Origin of the sequence: Amycolatopsis ultiminotia, from assembly GCF_039536925.1 — a bacterium.
Lineage (GTDB): Bacteria > Actinomycetota > Actinomycetes > Mycobacteriales > Pseudonocardiaceae > Amycolatopsis > Amycolatopsis ultiminotia.
In genome coordinates this window covers 79,805-104,057 of the sequence record NZ_BAAAZN010000016.1, presented here as the reverse complement: position 1 = coordinate 104,057, position 24,253 = coordinate 79,805, and the positions used below count along the sequence as shown (strand labels likewise).

19 protein-coding genes are annotated in these 24,253 nt (G+C 71.0%); 15 read left to right on the top strand and 4 right to left on the bottom strand.

All coding sequences use genetic code 11. From position 1 onward, the window contains the following. Window positions 1–27: 27 nt before the first annotated feature. From ABD793_RS30885 to pip, 3 genes are read left to right on the top strand one after another with little or no spacing between them, the layout of a single operon-like run. Window positions 28–831, top strand: coding sequence for a hypothetical protein (locus ABD793_RS30885; protein WP_344866387.1), 804 nt, complete (start codon window positions 28–30; stop codon window positions 829–831). Between the two features lie 24 nt (window positions 832–855). Next, window positions 856–1,584 carry an ESX secretion-associated protein EspG gene (locus ABD793_RS30880; protein ID WP_344866588.1) on the top strand — a complete coding sequence of 243 codons (729 nt, stop codon included), beginning with the start codon at window positions 856–858 and terminating at the stop codon, window positions 1,582–1,584. Then, window positions 1,584–2,534: a prolyl aminopeptidase gene (pip, locus tag ABD793_RS30875; RefSeq protein ID WP_344866385.1), complete on the top strand. Its 951-nt coding sequence runs from the start codon at window positions 1,584–1,586 to the stop codon at window positions 2,532–2,534. Before ABD793_RS30880 ends, pip begins: the two co-directional genes overlap by 1 nt. Here the strand turns inward: pip and ABD793_RS30870 are convergent. Next, entirely contained in the window at window positions 2,521–3,720 is a 1,200-nt protein-coding gene (locus ABD793_RS30870) for a Glu/Leu/Phe/Val dehydrogenase dimerization domain-containing protein (protein WP_344866383.1), read from the bottom strand. The two genes, pip and ABD793_RS30870, sit on opposite strands and share 14 nt — an antisense overlap. Before the next feature lie 123 nt (window positions 3,721–3,843). On the opposite strand from ABD793_RS30870, the gene ABD793_RS30865 reads away from it, so the two are divergent. The 10 genes from ABD793_RS30865 to ABD793_RS30820 all read left to right on the top strand — a co-directional run bounded on the left by ABD793_RS30865 (window position 3,844) and on the right by ABD793_RS30820 (window position 15,865). Next, window positions 3,844–4,770, top strand: coding sequence for a LysR family transcriptional regulator (locus ABD793_RS30865; protein ID WP_344866381.1), 927 nt, complete (start codon window positions 3,844–3,846; stop codon window positions 4,768–4,770). Window positions 4,771–4,959: 189 nt separating this feature from the next. Further along, window positions 4,960–6,222, top strand: a complete 1,263-nt coding sequence (locus tag ABD793_RS30860; RefSeq protein WP_344866380.1) for a glutamate-cysteine ligase family protein — start codon at window positions 4,960–4,962, stop codon at window positions 6,220–6,222. Then, window positions 6,219–7,568: an ergothioneine biosynthesis protein EgtB gene (egtB, locus tag ABD793_RS30855; protein WP_344866378.1), complete on the top strand. Its 1,350-nt coding sequence runs from the start codon at window positions 6,219–6,221 to the stop codon at window positions 7,566–7,568. The genes ABD793_RS30860 and egtB overlap by 4 nt, the downstream gene beginning before the upstream one ends. A gap of 5 nt (window positions 7,569–7,573) precedes the next feature. Further along, on the top strand, window positions 7,574–8,347 hold the full coding sequence (gene egtC, locus ABD793_RS30850) for an ergothioneine biosynthesis protein EgtC (RefSeq protein WP_344866376.1): 774 nt from the start codon (window positions 7,574–7,576) through the stop codon (window positions 8,345–8,347). Next, on the top strand, window positions 8,344–9,315 hold the full coding sequence (gene egtD, locus ABD793_RS30845; protein WP_344866374.1) for an L-histidine N(alpha)-methyltransferase: 972 nt from the start codon (window positions 8,344–8,346) through the stop codon (window positions 9,313–9,315). Before egtC ends, egtD begins: the two co-directional genes overlap by 4 nt. Further along, window positions 9,308–9,778 (top strand): nitroreductase family deazaflavin-dependent oxidoreductase, encoded by a 471-nt coding sequence (locus ABD793_RS30840; RefSeq protein WP_344866373.1) that lies wholly within the window; start codon window positions 9,308–9,310, stop codon window positions 9,776–9,778. Before egtD ends, ABD793_RS30840 begins: the two co-directional genes overlap by 8 nt. A gap of 468 nt (window positions 9,779–10,246) precedes the next feature. Continuing rightward, entirely contained in the window at window positions 10,247–11,821 is a 1,575-nt protein-coding gene (locus tag ABD793_RS30835) for an alpha/beta hydrolase (RefSeq protein ID WP_344866586.1), read from the top strand. 110 nt (window positions 11,822–11,931) lie between these two features. Further along, a complete protein-coding gene (locus tag ABD793_RS30830; protein WP_344866371.1) occupies window positions 11,932–13,077 on the top strand; it encodes an EfeM/EfeO family lipoprotein in 1,146 nt (381 codons plus the stop codon). Further along, window positions 13,074–14,240: a Dyp-type peroxidase gene (locus tag ABD793_RS30825; RefSeq protein ID WP_344866369.1), complete on the top strand. Its 1,167-nt coding sequence runs from the start codon at window positions 13,074–13,076 to the stop codon at window positions 14,238–14,240. The genes ABD793_RS30830 and ABD793_RS30825 overlap by 4 nt, the downstream gene beginning before the upstream one ends. Window positions 14,241–14,257: 17 nt before the next feature. After that, window positions 14,258–15,865: a phospholipase C gene (locus ABD793_RS30820; protein ID WP_344866367.1), complete on the top strand. Its 1,608-nt coding sequence runs from the start codon at window positions 14,258–14,260 to the stop codon at window positions 15,863–15,865. A 58-nt stretch (window positions 15,866–15,923) separates the two neighbouring features. On the opposite strand, the gene ABD793_RS30815 is transcribed toward ABD793_RS30820, so the two are convergent. Further along, window positions 15,924–17,588, bottom strand: a complete 1,665-nt coding sequence (locus tag ABD793_RS30815; RefSeq protein WP_344866365.1) for an alpha/beta hydrolase fold domain-containing protein — start codon at window positions 17,586–17,588, stop codon at window positions 15,924–15,926. A gap of 158 nt (window positions 17,589–17,746) precedes the next feature. Between ABD793_RS30815 and ABD793_RS30810 the strand changes: the two genes are divergently transcribed. Further along, complete coding sequence (locus ABD793_RS30810) at window positions 17,747–18,631, top strand: helix-turn-helix transcriptional regulator (protein ID WP_344866363.1); 885 nt, start codon at window positions 17,747–17,749, stop codon at window positions 18,629–18,631. Between the two features lie 280 nt (window positions 18,632–18,911). Here the strand turns inward: ABD793_RS30810 and acnA are convergent, their stop codons facing one another. After that, the gene (acnA, locus tag ABD793_RS30805; protein ID WP_344866361.1) at window positions 18,912–21,752 is read right to left on the bottom strand and encodes an aconitate hydratase AcnA; all 2,841 of its coding nucleotides are present in this window, start codon (window positions 21,750–21,752) and stop codon (window positions 18,912–18,914) included. Window positions 21,753–22,091: 339 nt separating this feature from the next. Between acnA and ABD793_RS30800 the strand changes: the two genes are divergently transcribed. Continuing rightward, window positions 22,092–23,465, top strand: a complete 1,374-nt coding sequence (locus ABD793_RS30800; protein ID WP_425548797.1) for an NlpC/P60 family protein — start codon at window positions 22,092–22,094, stop codon at window positions 23,463–23,465. On the opposite strand, the gene ABD793_RS30795 is transcribed toward ABD793_RS30800, so the two are convergent. Then, window positions 23,455–24,249: a GNAT family N-acetyltransferase gene (locus ABD793_RS30795; protein ID WP_344866359.1), complete on the bottom strand. Its 795-nt coding sequence runs from the start codon at window positions 24,247–24,249 to the stop codon at window positions 23,455–23,457. The two genes, ABD793_RS30800 and ABD793_RS30795, sit on opposite strands and share 11 nt — an antisense overlap. Between the last annotated feature and the right edge of the window lie 4 nt (window positions 24,250–24,253).

Below are 24,253 nucleotides of genomic sequence, written 5' to 3'. Positions count from 1 at the left end.
CTCCGGGCGGGGCACGAAGGGAACCAGGTGGACGGCAAGCAGATCTTCGACAACTTCCGCGGCGGTGACACGTCCGGCCTGCGTGCCGCGGCGGCGAAGGTGCGGGAGCTGTCGGCGGCCTACCTCGAGCGCGCGCACGGCATCAAGGATCTGCAGGACCGGATGGCGCGATCCTGGACCGGTGCGAGCGGGGAGGCGGCGCACGCCGGAGCGGGCCCGCTGGAGACCGCGTTCCGCGAGTCGGCCGATCCGCTCGACATGACCACGGCCTCGGCGGACACGCAGGCGAGCAGCTTCGAGCGGTCCGCGCACGAGGTCGTCGACGTGCCGCCGAGGCCGGAGCGGCCACAGCCGTGGGCCGCCGGGCTGCACGCCGCCGCGCCGCTGACCGGCACGACGCCTGCCGCGGTCGTCCCGCAGTCCTTTCAGGACGGTCTGGCCGGCCACCACGCGGCGAACGAGACCAATGTCCGGGTCATGGAGCAGTACCAGGGCGTCACCACGAACACGAAATCCGTGCTGCCTGCGCAGTACCGGCTGGTCGGCCCGGATCCCGCCCCGGTGCGCCGGGCAGGCGGGGACGGGACGAGCACGCAGGCGGCCGCGGCAGATCACGGCGCGGCCGGCACTGCCGTCACCCCGCTGCCTGCGGCGCCGGCGGAACCGGCACGGGGCAGCGGGCAGGCCGGCGCCATGGCAGCCGCGCCGGGGACCGGCCGCGGTGCGGCCGACCGGCGCCGCGATCGACCGGATTACCTGGTGGAGCGCGATCCCGAAAGCACCTTCGGCGCCGACCGGCCGGCCGCCCCGCCGGTGCTCGGGGAGGAGTGACGGGTGACCAGGCAGGCGGACCGGGTGGACGTCCCGGTCGAAGCTCTCGCCGCGCTCGCCGAACGGGAACAGGTCGGCAGGCTGCACGTGACGTTGCGGCCGGATCCGGTGTGGCGGTCGGAGACCGAACACGACGACGCCGCCAAACGGGTCGACGACGCGCTCGGGGTGGCCGGCCTCGTGGACGAGCGTGGCCGGGCCACCGCCGAACTGCTCGACTGGCTGCCGCTGCTGGTGCATCCGGTGCTCGAGTACTACGGCTGGGTCGCCACCGGGGACCACACCTACGGCGTGCTCGCCGCGGCCAGCGGGGTGCAGGCGGTGCTCGCGGTGTCCGACGGGGACCAGATCGGTGTCCAGGAGATCGATCGGGACCAGGTGCTGGAGACGCTCGTCGCGCAGCTGCCCGCGGTCGGCCCCGGTGGCGGGCAGCCGCGCAGCGTCCGGGTCGGAGATCTCACCGAAGCCGCCCGTCTCGGCGCGGACGCCCATCCGCTCGATCCGGTGCTCGCCGACGTGGTCAGCCTTGTGCAGCGTCCGGTGCACGGCAGCGGGGAGCTGTATGCGGGTCGCCGTGACGAGGTCGGCCGGTACACCCGGCTCGAAGAACCGCTGCACTACGCGGACACCGACTGGGGCCGTTACCTGAGCTACACCGTCGGCGCCGGCTCGGACGCGATGATCCGGATCAGCCCGGCCGGGCCCGCCGAGCTCTGCGGTGCGCTGCGCGAGCTCGCCGGTGGTTTGTCCTGATGCGCTACCCGGAGATCGAGCCGTACGAGCACGGCGTGCTCGACGTCGGCGACGGGCACCGCGTGTACTGGGAAGCCTGCGGCAACCCCGGCGGCAAACCGGCGGTCGTGGTGCACGGCGGGCCCGGTTCCGGCTGCAGCACCGGAATGCGCCGGTTCTTCGACCCGCAGCGCTACCGCATCGTGCTTTTCGACCAGCGCGGCTCTGGCCGCAGCACCCCGCACGCCGGGGACACCGTCGAGGCGCTGAGCGCGAACACGGCCGGGCACCTGCTGGGTGACCTGGAACTGCTGCGCACCACGCTCGAGATCGAAAAGTGGCTGGTATTCGGCGGTTCCTGGGGCTGCGTGCTCGGCCTGACCTATGCGGTACGGCATCCCGGCCGGGTGAGCGAAGTGGTGATGTCAGGACTCGCCACGGACCGGCGCGCGGAGATCTCGTTGCTGACAGGCGAGCTCGGCGGCCTGTTCCCGGATGCGTACGCGCAGTTCAGCGAAGGCGTCCCGGAAGACGAACGCGACGGCGACCTGGCGGCCGCCTACCACCGGCTGTTGATCGACCCGGATCCTGCGGTGCACGAGGAGGCCGCGCGGCGCTGGTGCGAGTGGGAGACGGCGATGCAGCCAGGCGTGCCGCCGTCGCCCCGCTTCGCCGAACCGCGGTTCCGGCTCGGATTCGCCCGTCTCGTCACGCACTACTTCTCGAACGGCTGTTTCCTCGAGGACGGCGCGATTCTGTGCGACGCCGGACGGCTCGCCGGCATCCCGGTCGTGCTCGCACAGGGACTGCTGGACCTGAGCAGCCTGGCCGGCACCCCGTGGCTGCTGGAGCGGGCGTTGCCGGACGCGGAACTGGTGCTGGTCGGCGGCGCCGGGCACACCTCCTCCGCCCCGGCGATGGAGGACGTGCTGATCGGCGCCACCGACCGGTTCGCACTCAGGGGATGGTGAGCGCCGGCGCTCCGCCGGGCGTCATCGCCTCCTCGGCACGTGCGGTACGGGTGGTCTCGGCCAGCTTCAGCCCGGTTACCCGCGGCGGCACGCGGTCGAGGTTCCATTCGGTCAGCAGCAGCGCGACCTTCGCCTGCATTTCGGTGCGCAGCCGGAGGAACGAGTCCGCCGGGTCGGCGCCGACCTCGCCGAGCAGCAGCCACCAGGCCCAGGCGGCAGCGCCTGCGTTCGCCACGAAGTCCGGGATCACCGCGACCCCGCGGGCGGACAGCGCGGCCTCCGCCTCCGGGGTGGTCGCCGCGTTCGCGGCCTCCACCACGACCTTGGCCTTCACCAGGTTTTCGTTGTCCACGCGGAGTGCGTACGAGATCGCAGCCGGCACGAAGATGTCGGCATCGGTGCTGACCACGGCGTCGCGCGGCAGGCTGCGCACGCCCGCCGGCAGGCGGTCGCGGTCGACCTCGCCGAAGCGGTCGCGCAGGTCCAGCAGCGCCGGCACGTCCAGGCCCTCCGGGTCGTAGAGGGTGCCCGCGGCGTCCGCGACCGCGACCACCTTCATCCCGGCCTCGTGCAGGTACCAGGCGGCCCCGCCGCCCATGGTGCCGATGCCCTGGATCGCCACCGAGGTGTCGCGCACCGCCCAGTCCCACGCGTTCGCCGCGCCGAGGCAGGCCTGCGCCACCCCGTAGCCGCCGATGACGTCGCCGAGCAGCAGCCCACCGGGCACCGGGGCGTTGAGCCCGGCCTGGACGCGCCGCAGGGTGCGCGCCGGTTCGGCCGAGCGGTGGATCGCCGCGTGGTAGGACTGCTCCAGGCCCAGCTCGGCGAAGACCTCGTCGATCAGGTGCTGCGGCACGCCGAGGTCCTCCGCGGTGACCCAGCTGGCGTCGAGCCACGGGCGCAGGAACTCGCAGAACCGGGTCAGCACGCCGAACGCGCGCGGGTCCTTCGGGTCGAAGTCGAGGCCGCCCTTGGCGCCCCCGACCGGGAGATTGAAGGTGGCCGTCTTGTTCGCCATGCCTCGGGCGAGGTCGGCCACCTCGTCCATGGTGCAGCCGGCGCGCATCCGCGTGCCGCCGGTCGCGATGCCGGAGACGAGGGTGTGCACGACCAGGTAGCCGTGCGCGCCGGTGACGGGGTCGGTCCACGTGAGCCTCATCAGCGGTTCGGCGTTCCGCGGGAGCATCTGGCCACTCACCTCCAAGTATCCGGGGCGGCACCGGTGCACCGCCTTCCCTTTCGAGGGTGCGTCCGGGGGACCGGTGGCGTCCATTTAACGAAGCTGCACGAACTTGTTTAGGCTTCGTGCATGGAGCTTTCGCTGCACCGTCTGCGGATGCTGCGCGAGCTGCGCCGGAGGGGGACGGTCACGGCCGCGGCCGCGGCGCTGCACTACACGGCTTCCGCGGTCTCCCAGCAGCTCGCGCAGCTGGAACGGGACGTGGGCGCGAAGCTGTTCGAACGGCTCGGCCGCCGTGTGCAGCTGACCGAGCTGGGTGTCCTGCTGACCGAGCACGCCGAGGAGATCCTGGGCTCGGTCGAACGTGCGACGCTGGCGCTCGAGGAGGCGCAGGGCAGCATGTCGGCGCGGCTGACCGCGGGCGTGTGGGCTTCGGTCGCTTCGGGGTTGCTGCCGACCGCGCTCACCGCGTTGGCCGCCGAACATCCGGGAATCCAGGTGCGTACGCGGGAACTGGCCCCGGAGGCCACTGCGGAGGCGGTGCGCGACGGCACGCTCGACCTGTCGTTCGTGATCGACTACTCGGACGCGCCGATGCGGTGGGACACCGGGCTGGAACGCGCAGTGGTCGCCGTGGAACGGTTGCACGCCGCGGTGCCTGCGGGTGCGTTGCCGACGGCCGCGGTGTCGCTCGACGCGTTGGCCGAGCACCCGTGGATCCTCGCGAGCGCGAAGTCGCACTTCGGCCGCGCCGTCCGGATTGCCTGCCACCGGCACGGTTTTCAGCCGAAGATCAACCACGAAGTCGAGGAACAGTCCACCGCGATGGCGATGGTGGGTGCCGGTCTCGGTGTCACGCTCGTGTCGGACCTCGGGTTGCGGCTGTTGCGCCCGCCCGGCATCGACGTCGTCGCGCTGACGACTCCGTTGCTGCGCACGGTGTCGATCGCCTACCGGCGCACGGAGGTCCGGCGTCCCGCGCTGCAGCTCGTGGTCGCCGCGGTGCAGACCGCCGCGGCGGAGCTGGGGCTGGGCACCGAACCGGAGCTGCCCTGAGCGGGGCCACCCGGATGGAGCAGCCCCGGCGGACCCGGTGCGGATCGGGAATCGCCTGGTCGGCGGTGGTTACGAGGTTCTTATCGATCGGCTCCGGCGGCGTACGGCCCTGATTTTGTCGGACCCCGCGTGTAGCGTCCGAAGCCGAAAGGTCCCGACCCGTGGACCTCCCTACGAGGACGGCAGAAGATGACTACGATGCACGATTTTCCGGAGAGTTCCGGGAGTGTGTCGGACCTGGACGCGCGGGCGCTGTCGAACCGCGCGGCCGGGGAGAGGTACGTCGCCTCGGTGTGCTTCAAGCACGGGCCACCGCGGCTGCTGGGCGTGGAACTGGAATTCACGGTGCACCACACCGGGGACCCGGCCCGCCCCCTCGATCCCGACCTCCTCGCCACCGCGCTCGGCCCGCACACCCCGCGGACCCTGCGCCCCGAAAGTCCCGCGGTCCCGCTTCCGGCCGGCTCGCCGGTGAGTCTCGAACCCGGCTGCCAGGTGGAGATCTCCGCTCTGCCGCAGGCCGCACTGGCCGATCTGCACGCGACCGTCGAAGCCGATCTCGCCCATCTCGTCGCGCTGCTCGCCGAATCCGGTCTCGAACTCGGCGAGTCGGGCATCGACGCGCACCGTCCGCCGCTGCGGCGGCTGCGCACCCCCCGCTACGCCGCCATGGAGCGCCGGTTCGCGCCGCTCGGCAAGGGCGGGATCACCATGATGTGCAGCACCGCGGGGCTGCAGATCTGCGTGGACGCGGGAGAAGCAGACCAGACCGCGTCCCGCTGGGCGGCCGCGCACCTGATGGGCCCGCCGCTGCTGGCGTTGTTCGCGAACTCGCGGGTGCACGACGGCCGCGACACCGGGCACGCCTCCGCGCGCTGGCTCGCGGTGCTGGAGACCGAGCCGGTCCGTACCCGTTCGGCCGAGCCCGGTGCCGATCCGGCGGGTGAATGGGGCCGCCGGATGATGGACACCCCGCTGATGGTGCTGCCGCGGGGCGACCGGCCGTGGGATGCCCCGGAGGGGCTCACCTTCGCCGACTGGATCGGCGGCCACGGCGCGGCCGGGATGTTGCGCCGGCCCACTGCCGCCGATCTGGACTACCACCTCAGCACGATGTTCACCCCGGTGCGTCCGCAGGGTTACCTGGAACTGCGGTACCTCGATGCACAACCACCGGGGCAGTGGCTGGCGCCGGTCGCGCTGGTCACCGCGCTGTTCGCCCGTCGGTCCACAGTGGAGGAAGTGAACCGGCGCTGCGCACCGGTGGCGGGACGCTGGGCCGAAGCGGCGCGCTGCGGGCTGGCCGCGCCCGGAATGGCCGACGCCGCACGGGATCTGCTGGAGCTCGGCATCTCCGCCCTGGCCGACACCGGACTGCCCGCGGAAACCATCGCCGAGATCACCACCGGGCTGCGCGCCCGGATCGACGGTTCGAGGAGGTACGAGCCATGAGCGTCACCCCCGAGCAGAACCCGCTGCTCGAGCTCAGCCCACAGGACCTGCGGGCGCACGCGGCCACCGCATTGAACAGGGCCCGCGCGCGCAGCGTCGGTCTCACCGACGCGGTCGACGACGAAGACCTGGTGCGCCAGCATTCGAAGCTGATGTCGCCGCTGGTGTGGGACCTCGCGCACATCGGCAGCCAGGAGGAGCTGTGGCTGGTCCGCGATGTCGGCGGCCGCGAGCCGCTGCGCCCGGACATCGACGATCTCTACGACGCCTTCCAGCATCCGCGGGCGGACCGGCCGGCGCTGCCGCTGCTGGGTCCGGCGGAAGCCCGCGCGTATGTGCGCGAGGTCCGGGAGAAGGCGTTCGACGTGCTGGAGACGGTGCCGTTGGACGGGCGCAGGCTCACCGAGAGCGCATTCGCCTTCGGCATGGTCACCCAGCACGAGCAGCAGCACGACGAGACCATGCTGGCCACTCACCAGCTGCGCAAGGGCGAACCGGTGCTGCACGCGCCGGAGCCGCCGCGCGCGCCGTCCGGCCGGCTGCCCGCCGAGGTGCTGGTGCCCGGCGGCCGGTTCACCATGGGCACCAGCGCAGAACCGTGGGCGCTGGACAACGAGCGCCCGGCGCACGAGGTGGACGTGCCGGCGTTCGTGCTCGACACCACCCCGGTGACCTGCGGGGCGTACCTGGAGTTCCTCGACGGCGGCGGGTATCACGAGCGGCGGTTCTGGAGCGAGCCCGGCTGGGCCTACCGGCAGCAGCACGACATCGTCGCGCCGCGGTTCTGGTACCGGGAGCCGGACGGCTGGTGGCGCACCCGCTTCGGCGTGCGGGAGCCGATCCCGGTGCGCGAGCCGGTGATGCACGTGTCGTACTACGAAGCCGAGGCGTACGCGAACTGGGCGGGCAAGCGGCTGCCCACCGAGGCGGAGTGGGAGAAGGCCGCGCGGTTCGACCCGGCCGAAGGCCGGTCGCGGCGGTTTCCGTGGGGCGACGAGGAACCGACCGCCGAACACGCCAACCTGGGCCAGCGGCACCTGCGCCCGGCCGAGGCCGGGGCGTACCCGGCAGGTGCGTCGCCACTGGGCGTGCACCAGCTGATGGGTGACGTGTGGGAGTGGACCAGCACCGGCTTCCACGGTTACCCGGGCTTCTCGGCATTCCCCTACCGGGAGTACTCCGAGGTGTTCTTCGGCGGGGACTACCGGATGCTGCGCGGCGGGTCGTTCGGCACCGACGGGGCGGCCGTGCGCGGGACGTTCCGCAACTGGGACCATCCGATCCGGCGGCAGATCTTCGCCGGGTTCCGCTGCGCCCGCGACCCGCGTCCAGGGGAGGCGGGCTAGCCGGGATGTGCCGTCACCTCGGGTATCTGGGTGAGCCCTGCGCACCGGCCGAGCCGGTGTTCGCCGCCCCGCACGCACTGCTGGTGCAGTCGTACGCGCCGCGGGACATGCGGGGCGGCGGGTCGGTGAACGCCGACGGGTTCGGCCTCGGCTGGTACCCGGAGCCGGGCGCGCCACCGCAGCGCTACCGGCGCCGGGAGCCATTGTGGACCGACGAGACGCTGCCCGCGCTCGCCGCCTCGGTGCGCAGTACCGCGTTCGTCGCCGCGGTGCGCAACGGCACCACCGGGATGCCGGTCACCGAGGCGGCCGCGGCTCCGTTCACCGCGGATCGCTGGCTGTTCAGCCACAACGGGGTGGTGCGCGGTTGGCCGCAGTCGATGGCCGGGCTCGGCGGGCGGCTCGACGTGACCGAACTGCTGACCCTGGAAGCCCCCACCGACTCGGCACTGCTGTGGGCACTGCTGCGCGCGCGGCTGCGGGCCGGCGAGGACCCGCTCGCCGCGGTCACCGCGCTCGTCGGCGAGGTCGAGGCGGCAGCGCCCGGGTCCCGGTTGAATTTCCTGCTCACCGACGGCGAAACGCTTGTCGGCACGGCGTGGACGCACGCATTGTCGTGGCGGCGTACCGCGACCGGTGTGCTGCTGGCGTCCGAGCCGTGCGACCCCGACCCGGCGTGGCAGGCCGTACCCGACCGGCATGCGGTCCGGGTGAGCACGGCCGAGGTCGAAATCCTTCCCCTGAAAGTGGAATCCCTCGAACGGAGTCCCGTCCGATGACCGAAGCTGATCTGGAGAGTCATCGCACCGACGTAGCCGCCGAGCTGCGCGCCGACGTGCGGACCGGTCTCACCGCCGAGCAGAAGTGGTTGCCGCCCAAGTGGTTCTACGACGCCGAGGGCAGCGAGCTGTTCGAGAAGATCACCGCGGTACCGGAGTACTACCCGACGCGCAGCGAACGGGAGGTGCTCGCCGCCCGTGCCGCGGAGGTCGCCGCGCGCACCGATGCGCACACGCTCGTGGAGCTGGGCTCCGGGTCGAGCGAAAAGACCCGGTTGCTGCTCGACGCGCTCACCGCGCACGGCACGCTGGAGACGTTCGTGCCGATGGACGTGTCGGAGTCGGCGCTCGCGGAGGCGACCGCGGCGATCTCGGCGGACTACCCGAAGCTGGAGGTACGCGGGGTGGTCGGCGACTTCACCCGGCATCTGCGGCTGTTGCCGGGCACCGCGCCGCGGGTGGTCGCATTCCTCGGCGGCACGATCGGCAACTTCCTGCCCGCCGAGCGTGCCGCGTTCCTGCGGTCGGTGCGGGAGGTGCTGGCCGCGGGGGAGTGGCTGCTGCTGGGCACCGACCTGGTGAAGGACCGGGAGACGCTGGAACGGGCGTACGACGACGCGGCCGGGGTCACCGCGGCGTTCAACCGCAACGTGCTGCGCGTGATCAACGCGCAGCTGGGCGCGGACTTCGACCCGGACGGCTTCGACCATGTCGCGCGGTGGGACGCCGGACACGAGTGGATCGAGATGCGGTTGCGCGCGCAGCGGGACACCACTGTGCGTATCCCGGGGGCCGGCCTGGTGGTCGAGTTCGCCGAGGGGGAGCACATCCGCACCGAGGTCTCCGCGAAGTTCCGTCCGGCCGGGGTCACCGCGGAGCTGGCCACGGCCGGATTCGCGGTGGAACGCCAGTGGACCGACTCCCAGCAGCGCTTCGGGGTGAGTTTGGCAAGATCGGTGCGTGCCTAACCCCCTCGCGTCCCTCGCCCGCAAGCTCGGTACCCAGCCACGGGTGATGGCGGCCTCGCGCGCCATCATCGCGACCGACCAGCGGCTGCACCGGTGGTTCGGGGGACGGGTGAGCCTGGTCGGCATCGCGGGCCTGCCCTCGCTGCGGCTCACCACCACCGGGCGCCGCAGCGGCCTGCCCCGGAGCACCAACCTGCTGTACTACCCCTACGGCCGCGATTTCGTGCTGACCGGCTCCAACTGGGGCCGTCCGCAGAACCCCGCGTGGACGCACAACCTCCGCGCCAATCCCAGCGCGACGGTCTCACTGCGCGGGCACGAGGTGGAGGTGAAGGCCCGCGAACTGGAGGGCGAGGAGTACCACCGGATGTGGGCCGAGCTGCTGGAGTTCTGGCCGGGTTACGCGATGGAACGGACCGCCGCCGCCCGGGAGCTGCCGGTGTTCCTGCTGACCCGGCAGTGATGGCTTGGCCCGATGGTGATGGCCTGCCCGGCGGTGCCCGTCTGATCCGGCGGTGATGGCCTGACTCGGCGGGGACGGGCCTGACCCGGCAGTGATGGCTTGGCCCGATGGTGATGGCCTGCCCGGCGGTGCCCGTCTGATCCGGCGGGGACGGCCTGGTTCGGCGGTGACGGGCCTGACCGGGCAGTGATGGCTTGGCCCGATGGTGATGGCCTGCCCGGCGGTACCCGTCTGATCCGGCGGGGACGGCCTGACTCGGCGGTGACTGTCTGATCCGGAAGTGATCGCCGGGTAAGCCGATAGTGGCAGGTGCTCCCTCCTTTCGGACGGTGCCGGGTTGGCCGGTTTGTGCCAGTCTCGGCCCCGTTGGCGTGTCGTGCCCGGCTTGCGGTGCGACAGGGGAGCAGGGAGGTCGATGTGCGGGGATCGAGAGCGGTGCGCGCGGGCACGCTGGTCGTGGGGGTGGCCATGGCGGCGGCCGCGGTCACCGGCACCGCGTCCGCGGCGCCGGGCGGCGCCGGGGTCCGGGCGGCGGAGGTCGCCACCACGGCGGCGGTGAAATGGGGCGAATGCACGAAGGACCAGCTCGCCGGCGTGCCTGCCGACCAGGTCAAGCTCTACAGCTGCGCGCGCTACGGGGTGCCGATCGACCACGACGACGCCTCGCTCGGCACGATCGACATCGCGCTGATGAAGCGTGCCGCGAAGGTGCCCGGCCAACGGGTCGGCTCGCTGTTCCTCAACCCCGGTGGCCCCGGCGGGTCCGGGCTGACCATGCCGACCGCCGCCGACCAGTACTTCCAGCCGCAGGTAGCCGACCGCTTCGACCTGATCGGCTTCGACCCGCGCGGGGTCGGCGAGAGCAATCCGCTGCGCTGCTTCACCACGGCTGAGGACGCTGCGGACGTGCAGGGCGCGCTGGTGCCGGTTCCGTTGTCCCGCACGGAGATCTCCGGCACCCTGGCGGCCTACCGCGACTACGGCGAGTTCTGCCACCGCAACGCCGGAGCCCTGCTCGACCACATGTCCACCCGGGACGTCGTGCGGGATCTCGACACCCTGCGTGCGGCGGTCGGCGACCGGCAGCTGACCTACGTCGGCTTCTCCTACGGCACGCTGATCGGCTCCACCTACGCCGCGATGTTCCCGGAGCAGACCCGGGCGATCGTGATCGACGGCAACGTCGACCCGCAGCTGCGCACGAACGACGGCGTGACCTACGACCTCGGCCGTGCGCAGGGCTTCGAGATCTCCCTGGACGCCTTCCTGAAACGCTGCGGCGAGGCAGGCAAGGCCTGTGCGTTCAGCTCCGGCACCCCACGGGCGAAGTTCGACGAGCTGCGGGAGCACCTGCGCACCGAGCCGATCACCCTGCCCGACGGCAGCAAACTGAACCTCAGCGCGTTGACCAGCCTGGTATCCGGCGCGCTGTACTCGCCGGCCAGCTTCCCCCAGCTCGGCGAGGCCCTGCAGCAGGCCTACGACGTCCTGCACCCGAGCGCGCAGAGCCAGTCCCGCGGGAAGTCCGCATTCGCCGGGCTGCCCACCCACGGCGGGGTCGCGGACGTGCGCCCGGACAGCCCGTACACCGCCGATGATTCGTACTTCGGCGTGAACTGCGCGGACAAGCCGATCGGCATCAGCCAGGACCAGGTGCCCGGCATCGCCGCCGACGCGGACCGGCAGTCCCCCACTTTCGGGCGCTACCAGGTGTTCTCGGACATTGCGGCCTGTCCGGTGTGGCCGGCCGCGACCACTTCCGATCCGTACCGCGGCCCGTGGCAGTCGCACACGGCGACGCCGGTGCTGGTGGTCAGCAACTACTACGACCCGGCCACCCAGTACAAGTTCGGGCAGCGGATGGCGGCCGAACTCGGCAACTCCCGGCTGCTGTCGGTCGACGCGTTCGGCCACTGCATCCTCGGCGACTCCCAGGGCGTGGACGACGCGACCGCGGCGTACCTGATCGACCTGAAGGTGCCCGCCGACGGTCAGGTGTTCCAGCCGGACGTCCAGCCGTTCAGCACCCCCGAAAAGAGCTGAACGCGAGACGACCTTCGGACGGAAAACCGGGCATAACGGGACAACCCTCTTGTCACGGATGGCCGGACGCGTGAAAGTGTCCGCCAGATGTTCACCTGAGGGGAGTTGACGTGCTGCGGTGCGTGGTCCGGTGCGGGGGCTCCGCCCTCGTTGTCACCGGGGTCCTCGCCACCGCGGCGGCCTGCGCGGACGAACCCGCGCAGGCCGGTCCGATCGAGGTGTCGCGGGCGGCGTGCGGTGCGGGCTGGACTGCGCCGTCCGCGGGCCCGCAGACGCTGCGGATCCGGAACAACGCCGCGGTCACCATGGAGGTCGAGGTCGTCGATCCGGCGACCGGCACGGTGTTCGGCGAGCTCGAGGGCGTCGGGTCGGGTACCACCCGGGCGTTGCCGGTCAACCTCGGCAACGGCGCGTACGCACTGCGGTGTGCACCGGAGGACGGCACCCCGTTCGTCGGCCCGGCGGTGCGGGTCAGCGGGGGTGCGGAACGTCCCGGCCCGGCCGTGGTCCCGGTGACCAACGCCGACCTGCTCGCGCCGCTCAAGCAGTACCACGCGTACGTGGCAGACGGGCTCGCCACGCTCGTCCAGCAGACCGGGTCGCTGAAGCAGGCGGTGCACGGGGGAGACCGGACGGCCGCCCGGAACGCCTGGCTCACCGCGCACCTGACCTACGAGCGGCTGGGGGCTGCCTACGACGCGTTCGGTGATGCGGACGCGGCGATCAACGGCACCACCGACGGGCTGCCCGATGGCGCGGTGGATCCCGGCTTCGCCGGGTTCCACCGCCTGGAGAACGGGTTGTGGCACACCGAGTCCACCGCCGCGCTCGCCCCGGTAGCCGATCAGCTCGACGCGGATGTGCGGCAGCTGCAGAGCGACTTCGCCGACGCCCAGGTCGACCAGAACGACCTCGGCCTGCGGGCACACGAGATCATGGAGAACACGCTGCAGTTCGAGCTGACCGGGCGGACCGACTACGGCAGCGGTTCGAACCTGGCCACCGCGGGTGCCAACCTCACCGGCACCCGTGCCGTGCTCGACGTGCTGCGCCCGCTGCTGACGACCCGCTTCGCCGGGCTGAAGGACCTCGACGCCTGGCTCGCCCGCACGGAACGCGACCTGCATGCGGCGGCGGACCGGCCACTGTCCGCAGTGGACCGGCAACAGCGGGAACGAATCAACGGCGACGTTGCGGAGCTGACCGAGCGCCTCGCACCGATCGCGGCGATCGCAGAGCCGAGGAGAATCTCGTGACACTGGCGAGGCGCGCGTTCCTGCGCGGCGCGGCCGCCGCGGGTGTCGGCGCGGGACTGTCCGGGCTGGCCGGCAGCGCTGCCGCGGAAGATGCCGCCGGGGCCGTGCCGTTTCACGGACCACGTCAGGCGGCGGTCCTGGCCGAGCCGGCACGGCATTCGGTGGTGGCGGCGTTCGACGTGATCGCGCAGGACCGGACGGAACTCACCGAACTGCTGCGCGCACTGACCGACCGGGCCAGGTTCCTCACCTCGGGCGGCCCGCCGGCCGCGCTGGGCATCACCGGACCGCCTGCGGACTCCGGGGTGCTCGGGCCGGAAGTCCCGGGTGGCGCGCTGTCGGTGCTCGTCGGTGCGGGGGCAACCCTGTTCGACGAGCGATTCGGGCTCGCCGCGCGGAAGCCGCCGAAGCTCAAGCCGATGCCCACGTTCCCGGACGACGCGCTCGACCCGCAGTGGTGCCACGGCGACCTCAGCCTGGTGCTGAACTGCGCGGAACCCGACACCGCGCTGCACGCACTGCGCGACATCGCCCGCGCCACCAGGGGCGGGATGCAGCTGCGGTGGAAGATCGACGGGTTCAGCTCACCGCCCCGGCCGTCCGGCACCCCGCGGAACCTGCTCGGGTTCAAAGACGGTACGGCGAACCCGGAGCCTGCCGAACGCGACCGTCTGGTGTGGACCGGCGACGGCGGCAGCTATCAGGTCATCCGGCTGATCCGGATGCTGGTGGAATTCTGGGACCGGGTCTCGCTCGCCGAACAGGAGAACATGATCGGCCGCCGCCGCGACACCGGCGCCCCGCTCGACGGCGAGGCCGAATCGGACGCGCCGCGCTACGGCCAGGATCCGGTCGGCACCGTGGTGCCGCTGACCAGCCACATCCGGCTGGCGAACCCGCGGACCGCGCAGACCGACGGCGAGCGCATCCTGCGCCGGTCGGTCAACTACGACCGCGGCGTGGACTCGAACGGCAACCTCGACATGGGGCTCGTCTTCACCTGTTACCAGCGCGATCTCGAGCGGCAGTTCGAGACCGTGCAGGGGCGGCTCGCCGGCGAGCCGCTCACCGACTACGTCTCGCCGTTCGGGGGCGGGTATTTCCACCTGTTCCCCGGCGTGACGGATCCGGCCGACCACTACGGCCGGGCACTGCTGGGCTGAAAGGGAAGGGGCACGGAGTGGACGGGACCAGAAGGCGGCGCACGACGGCCGCGGCCGCACTGGCCGCGACGGCGGCACTGGCGGCGGCGTGCTCGAGCAGTTCGGCGGCACCGGCGCCGCCTGCGCACGCGGTGGCGGCGGAGACGTTCGCCACGGCCACCCCGATCAAGCACGTGGTGGTGATCTTCGGCGAGAACATCTCCTTCGACCACTACTTCGGCACCTATCCGAACGCCACCAACGAAAACGGCACCCCGTTCCAGGCCGCACCGGGGACCCCGGCGGTCGACGGGCTGACCCCGCAGCTGCTGCACGACAACCCCAACGCCTACAACCCGAAGCGGCTCGGCCCGGACCAGGCGCTCACCTGCGATCAGGCACACGACTACAACAAGGAGCAGGCCGCCTTCAACGGCGGGAAGATGGACAAGTTCGTGGAGAACACCGAAAAGGACAAGTGCACCGGGCAGCCGGTGCTGTTCGGTGAGCCGGGCCTGGTGATGGACTACTTCGACGGCAACACGGTGACCGCGATGTGGAACTACGCCCAGCACTACGCGCTGAACGACAACTCCTTCGACGCCGTGTTCGGACCGTCCAGCCCCGGTGCGATCAACCTGGTCTCCGGCCAGACCCACGGCCTGCAGCCGGTGGATTCGGTGACCGGGGACCCGAAGGTGGACCCGAACACCGCGGCCTCACCGGATTCCCGTGGCGTCGGCACGATGATCACCGACCCCGATCCCGCGTTCGACGACTGTTCCGACAACAATCACGCCGCCACCGACAACCTGGGCGCGTTCCAGGGCCGCAACGTCGGTGACCTGCTCAACGACCGGCAGGTCACCTGGGGCTGGTTCGAGGGCGGTTTCCGGCCCACCGGCGAGAGCAACGGCTACGCGGTGTGCGGTACGAAGCATCCGAACGTCGGCGACCAGGAGGCGGTGGACTACAGCCCGCACCACGAGCCGTTCCAGTACTACCGCTCGACGGCCAACGAGAAACACCTCCCGCCGTCCTCTCCGCAGGCGGTGGGACAGCCCGACCAGGCGAACCACCAGTACGACGTCGCGGACTTCGACGACGCGCTCGATTCGGGCGCCATGCCCGCGGTGAGCTTCCTCAAGGCACCGTCCTATCAGGACGGGCACGCCGGGTACTCCGACCCGCTCGACGAACAGGCCTTCGTGGTCGACCAGGTGAACCGGATCCAGGCTTCGCCGCAATGGGACTCGACCGCGATCGTGCTCGCCTACGACGACTCCGACGGCTGGTACGACCATGTCCCGTCGAAGATCGTGAACGGTTCGCAGGACGACGGTCAGGACTCGCCGGTGTGCAGCTCGAAGCCGGTCGGGCTCGGCGGTTTCGCGGACCGCTGCGGCTACGGCCCGCGGCTGCCGCTGCTGGTGCTCTCGCCCTACAGCAAGGTGAACCACGTCGATCACACGATGACCGACCAGACCTCGGTACTGCGGTTCATCGAGGACAACTGGCAGCTGGGCCGCATCGGCGGCGGCTCGTACGACGCGCTCGCCGCACCGATGACCGAGATGTTCGACTTCTCCCATCCCCAGGCGAAACCACTGAAACTGGACCCGAAGACCGGGGCGGTGGTCGGCTAGCGGCGGTCCGGCACGCGGTCGCGCCGGACCGCCGCCCCGGCCACGTGCCGGACTGCTTCTAGGTTCGCCGGACCGGCCGCCCGGTCCCGGCCGCGGTCCAGCTCTCGCCGAATGCCAGGGGGACGACCTCGATCGGGTCCTCGGCAAGGTTCGCGGCGAGTTGTGCCGGCATGGCGTCGCCGGGGACGTGGTGGACGGGGAGCACGGTCGAGACCCCGAGCCAACGGGCTGCCACCGCGGCGTCCGCGGGCGGCAGTTCGACGACGCGGGTCGCGCCCAGCCAGATTCCGCCGATGCCGAGTACGGCCGTCTCCGGACGGTAGAGCTCGCCCCAGGTCCGCAGATCCTGGGACAGCGAGGTGTCACCGCCGCAGAACACCCGTGCGCCCTCGGCTGTGGTGAGCAGAAACGACTGCGGCTGGTCGGCGACGAATGCTCCTTCGGCGCTCATGCTCGACTCGTGCCGGGCGGGCAGGGAGCGCAGCGTCACGTCCCGGTGCCGCACCTCGACGCCGGAGACGGTCACCGCAATCCGTTCCCCGGGGACACCTGCCGCGCGGGCGGACGCGCCCAATGCCGTTCCGCACACCAGGACGGCGTGTCCGGAGGTGACGATTTCCAGCGCCTGGCCGCGGTGGTCGAAGCCTGCGTGGGTCACCACCACCACGTCGACGTCGGTCAGCTCGGCCGGCCGGATCGGACTTTCCGGGAGCCCGTGGTGGATGCCCTCGCTGCCCGAAAGGTAGGGATCCACCAGGATTCTGGTCCCGCGTTCGGTGGTGACCACGTAGCTCGCCCAGCCGACCCGCCGGATGGTCAGCGGAGCGCGTACCGCATCTGCCGGACGACGGGCGAGGTGCTCGGTGGTGAACTCGGCGATCCTGTCCAGCAACTGGCTCGCCGCATCTGTACCGAGGACCGGGAAGCCGTGCGGCATGCCGTCGTACAGTTCGAGGGTGACCTCGGTGCCGGCGGCCACGGCCCGCTCGGCAAACCGCACCGTGTCGTCCAGCAGCCGCTCGACGCTGCCGCAGGCCATCATGAGCGGGGGCAGATCCGGGCACACCCCGCTCAGCGGCGAAACCGCACCGGCCGGGTCGGCGTCCCCGAGAAGCGCTTCCCGTACCTGGTAAAGCTCCTGGTTCGTGACCACGTCATCATCGCCGATCGCGATGCTCGCACCGCTGAAGGTGAAGTCGGTGATCGGTGAGACAGTGACCGCCGCGGCCGGCAGCGGCGCACCGGCCGCGCGGAGCCGCAGCAACGCCTGCAACGCCAGCGTCGCCCCGGCGGAGTGGCCGACGAGCACGATGCGGCCGGCGGGAAAACCCTGTTCCAGCAACGCCCGGTAGGCATCGAGGGCGTCCTCGAGCGCGGCCGGGTGGGGATGCGCGGGGGCGAGCCGGTAGCGGGGCATCAGCACCGGCCACCCGGTGGCCGCGGAGAGCTTGCCGGCGAGCACGTCGGCCGGCTCCTCGAACTGGAAACGACGGCCGTGCAAGTACAGGACGACTCCGTCGACAGCGGTGCCCGGCGCGGCGACCCATTCGCCGGTCAGACTGCCGGTGCGAAACGGTCCGGTCGCGATGGTCGGTGAAGTGTCCTCGCCGGCGGCAATGCTCACGAGGACCTCTCCGGTGTCGACGGCGCCCTGTGCGCTCGCCCGGACTTTCGCCATCCGCAAGGCGTCGCTCTCGGACAGGGGATGATGGGTGGCGTGCACAGCAGAACTCCTCACCGGCTTACCCGGCCCGGTCTTCCCCTCGCGGCGGCATCGACCGGGTCCGGCGGATCCTGAGTAGTGTGTGCAATCCGGCGGCGGGTCACCAGTTGCCGGACCTTCCTGGTATCTGCGATTACCCGGCTCGGGCGGAGTGTTCTGTGGCTATCGACAATCCTGAACGCAGGCGGGAACTTGCCGCTTTCCTGCGGGCACGGCGCACCGCGATCGATCCGGCGGCCGCGGGCTTCCCGGTGACCGGCCGTCGGCGGACGGCCGGGTTGCGCCGGGAAGAAGTGGCAGCACTGGCCGAGATCAGCACCACGTTGTACACCTGGCTCGAACAAGCACGCCCGGTGCCGGTTTCCGCCGCCGCGCTCACCCGTGTCGCCGCGGCACTGGCTTGCACCGACGAGGAAACACAACTGGTGCTCACGCTGCTCAGCGGCCGCGGACCGGCCGCACCGGCGCACGACGGCGCGGAGGGCGCACCCGAAGGGCTGGTCCGCTTGGTGGCGCACCACGACCCGGCCCCGGCCTGGCTGATCGGGCCGCGCTGGGAAGGCTTCGGCCAGAACGAGAGCGCGCGGCTGCTGTTCGGCGACTGGACCCGGCTGGACGTCGCCGACCGGGGCCTGCTGACGCTGATGTTCACCGATCCGTTCATCCGGACGCTGTTCCGGGACTGGCGTACCCAGGCCCGGCGGCTGCTCGCGGAGTTCCGGCTGAGCACGGCGCTGCATTCGGGCGATCCCGTGCTCAGCGCCATGGTGGACCGGGTCGGCCAGGCGAGTCCCGAGTTCCGCCAGTGGTGGCAGGAATACCCGGCGCAGACCCGCGGTGAGGGCACCACCACGCTCGACCATCCCGAGCTGGGGCCCCTCGTGCTCCAGTACGTGCCCATGCGGACCCAGGACGGCACAGGTATCCGCGCAACCTTCCTGGTGCCCGCCGACGAAGCGACCGCAGACACCCTGCGGTCGACCGGAATCCGGCCCCGCTTCAGCCCGACAGCGGCCGCCAACCTCCCGGCAGACAGGCACTGATGCCTGTTCCAATGCGTTGACCAGTGAAGCCGTTGAACGTCAGAACGGTGCTGCTGCCCGTCGGCGAGAAGGCTGGCCGTCCATGAATGTGGAGCGAACGTCAGCTTCCCAACGGCATCTCCTGGCGGACACGGGTTGGTTCGTTCTGGTGTGAGGTTTCGTTGGATTACGGCTGCTGGCAGGGCGGCGACCCGAAAAGCCTTCTCCGGAAAGCGCCTTGTCCGGAAAGCACTGTGGCCCGCCCCGGACTGTCGGGGCGGGCCACAGCTGGTGGTGCGCGTCAGGCGTTGGTCATCTTCCGCAGCACGTACTGCAGGATGCCGCCGTTGCGGTAGTAGTCGGCCTCGCCGGGGGTGTCGATGCGGACGTCTGCTTCGAACTCCACCTTCGTGCCGTCCTCCTTCGTGGCGGTGACGTGCACGGTGCGCGGCGTTTCGCCGTCGTTGAGCTTCGTGATGCCCGAGATGTCGAACGTCTCGGTGCCGTCCAGCTTCAGTGACGCGGCGGATTCACCCTGCGGGAACTGCAGCGGGATGACACCCATGCCGATCAGGTTGGAGCGGTGGATCCGCTCGAACGACTCGGTGATCACCGCACGCACGCCGAGCAGCGAGGTGCCCTTGGCTGCCCAGTCGCGCGACGAACCGGAGCCGTACTCCTTGCCGCCGAGCACGACGAGCGGGGTGCCCTGTGCCGCGTAGTTCTGCGCAGCGTCGTAGATGAACGACTGCGGGGCGCCGTCCTGGGTGAAGTCGCGGGTGTAGCCGCCCTGCACGTCGTCCAGCAGCTGGTTGCGCAGCCGGATGTTCGCGAAGGTACCGCGGATCATCACCTCGTGGTTGCCGCGGCGGGAACCGTAGGAGTTGAAGTCCTTGCGCTCGATGCCGTGCTCGGTGAGGTACTTCCCGGCCGGGGTGTCCGCCTTGATCGCGCCGGCGGGGGAGATGTGGTCGGTGGTGACCGAATCGCCCAGCTTCGCCAGCACCCTGGCACCGGAGATGTCCTGCACCGGTGCCGGTTCGGCGGTCATGCCCTCGAAGTACGGGGGCTTGCGCACGTAGGTCGATTCGGTGTCCCACTCGAAGGTCTTGCCCTCCGGGGTGGGCAGTGCCTTCCAGCGCTCGCCGCCGTCGAACACGTCCGCGTAGTCCTTGGTGAACATCTCCTGCGTGATCGAGGAGTCGATGGTCTGCTGGATCTCCTGCGGCGTCGGCCAGATGTCGGACAGGAACACGTCGTTGCCGTCGGTGTCCTGGCCCAGCGGCTGGTGCTCGAAATCGAAGTCCATGGTGCCGGCCAGCGCGTAGGCGATCACCAGCGGCGGCGAGGCCAGGTAGTTCATCTTGACGTCCGGGTTGATCCGGCCCTCGAAGTTGCGGTTGCCGGAGAGCACGGAGACCGCCGTCAGGTCGTTCTCCTGGATCGCCGCGGAGATCTCGTCCGAGAGCGGGCCGGAGTTGCCGATACAGGTGGTGCAGCCGTAGCCGACCAGGTGGTAGCCGAGCTTCTCCAGGTACGGCCAGAGACCGGCCTTGTCGTAGTAGTCGGTGACGACCTGCGAGCCCGGCGCCATCGAGGTCTTGACCCACGGCTTCACCGTGAGGCCCTTGTCCACCGCGTTGCGCGCCAGCAGCGCGGCACCGAGCATCACCGACGGGTTCGAGGTGTTGGTGCACGAGGTGATCGAGGCGATCACCACGGCGCCGTGGTCGAGCACGAAGGAGCCGCGGTCACCGGTCGTGACCCGGATCGGGTTGGTCGGCCGGCCGGACGCGCCGTTGGCGGCGGACTGGAGGTCGACCGCGTCCTCGTCCTTGAACGAGAGCGAGGCCGGGTCGCTGGCCGGGAAGGACTCCTCGACGGCCTCGTCGACCTTGGTGTGCGGGGTGCGCTGGTCGTCGTCCACGTAGTCGTGCACCGACTTGCGGAACGAGGACTTCGCGTCGGACAGCTCGATGCGGTCCTGCGGGCGCTTCGGGCCGGCGATCGAGGGGACGACCGTGGACAGGTCCAGCTCGATGTACTCGGAGTACTGCGGCTCGTGCGCCGCGTCCTGATCAGCAGAGTGCCAGAGCCCCTGTTCTTTGGCGTAGGTCTCGACCAGCGCGACCTGCTCCGGTGAGCGGCCGGTCAGCTTCAGGTAGCGGACGGTCTCCTCGTCGATCGGGAAGATCGCCGCGGTGGAGCCGAACTCCGGGCTCATGTTGCCGATGGTGGCGCGGTTGGCCAGCGGCACCGAGGCGACACCGTCGCCGTAGAACTCGACGAACTTCGACACCACCCCGTGCTTGCGCAGCATCTCGGTGATGGTGAGCACCACGTCGGTCGCGGTGACGCCGGTCGGGATCTCACCGGTCAGCTTGAAGCCGACGACGCGCGGGATGAGCATCGACACCGGCTGGCCCAGCATGGCCGCCTCGGCCTCGATGCCGCCGACGCCCCAGCCCAGCACGCCGAGGCCGTTGACCATGGTGGTGTGCGAGTCGGTGCCGACGCAGGAGTCGGGGTAGGCCTGGCCGCCCCGGGACATCACGGTGCGCGCAAGGTGCTCGATGTTGACCTGGTGCACGATGCCGGTGCCCGGCGGGACGACCTTGAATTCGTCGAAGGCGCCCTGGCCCCAGCGCAGGAACTGGTAACGCTCGCGGTTGCGGCCGTACTCGATCTCCACGTTGCGCTCGAAGGCGTCCGCGCGGCCGAACACGTCGATGATCACCGAGTGGTCGATGACCAGTTCGGCAGGCGCCAGCGGGTTGACCTTGTCCGGATTGCCCCCGAGGTCGGTGACCGCCTCGCGCATCGTGGCCAGGTCCACGACGCAGGGCACGCCGGTGAAGTCCTGCATGATCACGCGTGCGGGCGTGAACTGGATTTCGACCGACGGGTCCGCTTCGGGATCCCAGCCGCCGAGTGCGCGGATGTGCTCGGCGGTGATGTTGGCGCCGTCTTCGGTCCGCAGCAGGTTCTCGAGCAGGATCTTCAGGCTGTAGGGCAGTCGCTGCGAGCCTTCGACCTTGTCCAGGCGGAAGATCTCGTACGAGTTCTCGCCCACCTTCAGCGTGTCTTTGGCGCCGAAGCTGTCCTTGCTGGCAGGTGCAGTCACGTCTAACTCCAGTGGCATGGACTCGCGCCGCGGCGGCGTGGGAGTCCCGGGTCAGTTCGGTGGTGTCGTGGCCGTCGGGCCGGCCTCGACCGAGTCTTGCGCACCCCCACGGTAGGGCCGGAAGCGGGAGGGCACACCTCGTCATCGCCCTAAACAGTACGCGTGTCCTGTATTTCGTTCAAGCCGACCCGCGGGATCGGCTCCGCCGTGCCGGACGCGCCGCGCACAGGTCCCCCGATGTGGGGAAATGGTGTCTACGGTGTGGGAGTTCTCAGTGGGGCTTGTGATAGTCGTGTGACTACGGTGACATGCGATGTGTCCGGCGCCGGTGGCGCTCGTGAGCGGAGGTGACGGGTCGTGCAGGTCCGGCGGGGACGGGACGGCGCATCCGGAGCGCGCGGCAGGCGCAGCGCGACCGGGGTTCGCCGTGGGCTCGCGATCGGCACCTTCGCACTGGTCGCGTTGTACGGTGCGGCGGGAACGGGGCTGGCGGTGCCGCCCCCGCCGCCGAATCCGAGCGATTCGGAGATCGACTCCTCGAAGGACGCGGCGAATGCCAAGGCCGGTGAGGTCGGCAGGCTGACCAACCAGCTCGCCCAGGCGGAGCAGAAGCTCAGCTCGCTGCAGGACGACGTCGAGCTGAAGCAGGAACAGGCGATGAAGGCGCTGGTCGACCTGCAGACCGCAGAGGACGCCGCCACCAAGGCGCAGCAGGACGCGCAGTCCGCGCGACGCGAGGCGGATGCCGCGGCAGGTGCGATCGAGAAGTCCCGTGAAGACCTCAAGAAGTTCGCCGCCGCCAGCTTCGAGCAGGGCAGCACGATCGGCTCGGTCTCCGCCTACCTCACCTCGGACAGCCCGAAGGACCTGCTCGCCCGCGCGCAGCTGCTCGACTCCATCGGCGGATCGCGGCTCAACGCGCTCGACCGGCTCGAGCAGGCGCAGACGGCGAAGGCCAACAAGGACGCGGCGGCCCGCAAGGCACTCGAAGTCGCCGAGGAGAAGCAGGACGCGGCCACCAGGGCGAAGAGCGGGGCGGATGCCGCACAGGCCGCCGCCGTGTCCGCACAGCAGGAGCAGGCGACCCAGAACACCAAACTGGAAGCCGACAAGAACTCCGTGGAGCAGCAGCTCTACACGGCACAGTCCAAGGTCAACGGCCTGCAGGGCCAGCGGCAGCGGTACCAGGACTGGGTCGCGCAGAAGCAGCGGGAGGACGACGAGCGCGCCCGGCAGGCGGCATTGCAGGCGAGCGGCAGCCACTCCAGTGGCGGTGGTGGCGGCAGCAGCCGTCCGTCGCCCGCGGCCGGCAGCTCGATCGAAGCGGTGATCGCCAGGGCGCTGTCGCAGCTCGGCCGCCCGTACGCATGGGGCGGCGGCAACGGCAGCGGCGCGACGCGCGGTATCCGCGACGGCGGGGTCGCGGACATGTACGGCGACTACCGCAAGATCGGCTTCGACTGCTCCGGCCTGATGATCTACGCCTTCGCCGGCGTGAAGTCCCTGTCGCACTTCAGCGGCTACCAGTACACGTCCGGACGCCACGTCCCGCTGTCCCAGATGCGCCGCGGCGACATGCTGTTCTGGGGTGGTTCCGGCGGTATCCACCACGTCGCGCTCTACCTGGGCAACGGCCAGATGGTCGAGGCACCGCAGTCGGGTTCGCACGTGCGGGTCGCGTCGGTCCGCTACGGCGGCATCATGCCCTACGCGACCCGGCTCATCGGCTGATCGGCAGCCGGGCGTACGGCGTCGTCGTGGTGACCGCGACGAAGCCGAGCCGTTGCAGGATCGGACGGCTCGTCGGGAGCGCGTCCACGAGCAGGTACCGCACGCCGTGCGCGCGGGCGACGCGGACCCGGTGGGCGACCAGGGCGCGGTAGAGGCCGCGGCCGCGCCAGCCGGGCAGTGTCGCGCCGCCCCAGAGCCCGGCGAAACCGGTACCGGGAACGAGTTCCAGCCGTGCTGCGGAGACGAACCGGCCGTCCACCTCCGCGACCACGTGTGTGGTGATCCCGGTGTCCGCACGGGCCCGCGCGAGCAGATCCGCGGCGACAGCGGCCTCGTCGTGGCCGAAGACCCGCGCGCTGAGCGTCGCGATGCGGAGCAGATCGTCGGGTCCGGAGGCTTCCCGCACCCGTACGCCGTCATCGGGCGGCGTGGTGGCCGCGATCGCCTCGGCCGGGGCGATCAGCACCGTTTCGGTGGGTTCGGCGGTGAATCCGGCTGCGAGCAGCCGTTCCGGCAGGTCCGCCGGACGGTCGTGGCCCCTGGTCTTCCACTCGAACTCCTCGCCTCTGGCGGCGAAAAACGCGCATTGCCGGGCGATCAGCGATTCGAGGTCCGCACCGTGCACGCCGAGGTCCGGCGGTCCGGCGACGAGCCCGCGCCGCCCGCCGGTGAGCCGGGTGAGCGGGCCGTCGGTGCTCAGCCGCAGTCCCGGCTCGGGGCGGGTCAGCTCGGCGGGGCGCAGCTCGGTGTCGTAGGCGGCGAGCAGCCGGGTCGCTTGGCGCACCTGC

What these genes read in the sequence shown, in the direction of transcription:
- acnA (WP_344866361.1), bottom strand. Translation starts at nt 21,752, where the DNA reads ATGCCACTGGAGTTAGACGTGACTGCACCTGCCAGCAAGGACAGCTTC.
- ABD793_RS30865 (WP_344866381.1), top strand. Translation starts at nt 3,844, where the DNA reads ATGGAGCTTTCGCTGCACCGTCTGCGGATGCTGCGCGAGCTGCGCCGG.
- ABD793_RS30870 (WP_344866383.1), bottom strand. Translation starts at nt 3,720, where the DNA reads ATGCTCCCGCGGAACGCCGAACCGCTGATGAGGCTCACGTGGACCGAC.
- egtD (WP_344866374.1), top strand. Translation starts at nt 8,344, where the DNA reads ATGACCGAAGCTGATCTGGAGAGTCATCGCACCGACGTAGCCGCCGAG.
- ABD793_RS30860 (WP_344866380.1), top strand. Translation starts at nt 4,960, where the DNA reads ATGACTACGATGCACGATTTTCCGGAGAGTTCCGGGAGTGTGTCGGAC.
- egtC (WP_344866376.1), top strand. Translation starts at nt 7,574, where the DNA reads ATGTGCCGTCACCTCGGGTATCTGGGTGAGCCCTGCGCACCGGCCGAG.
- egtB (WP_344866378.1), top strand. Translation starts at nt 6,219, where the DNA reads ATGAGCGTCACCCCCGAGCAGAACCCGCTGCTCGAGCTCAGCCCACAG.
- ABD793_RS30835 (WP_344866586.1), top strand. Translation starts at nt 10,247, where the DNA reads ATGGCGGCGGCCGCGGTCACCGGCACCGCGTCCGCGGCGCCGGGCGGC.
- pip (WP_344866385.1), top strand. Translation starts at nt 1,584, where the DNA reads ATGCGCTACCCGGAGATCGAGCCGTACGAGCACGGCGTGCTCGACGTC.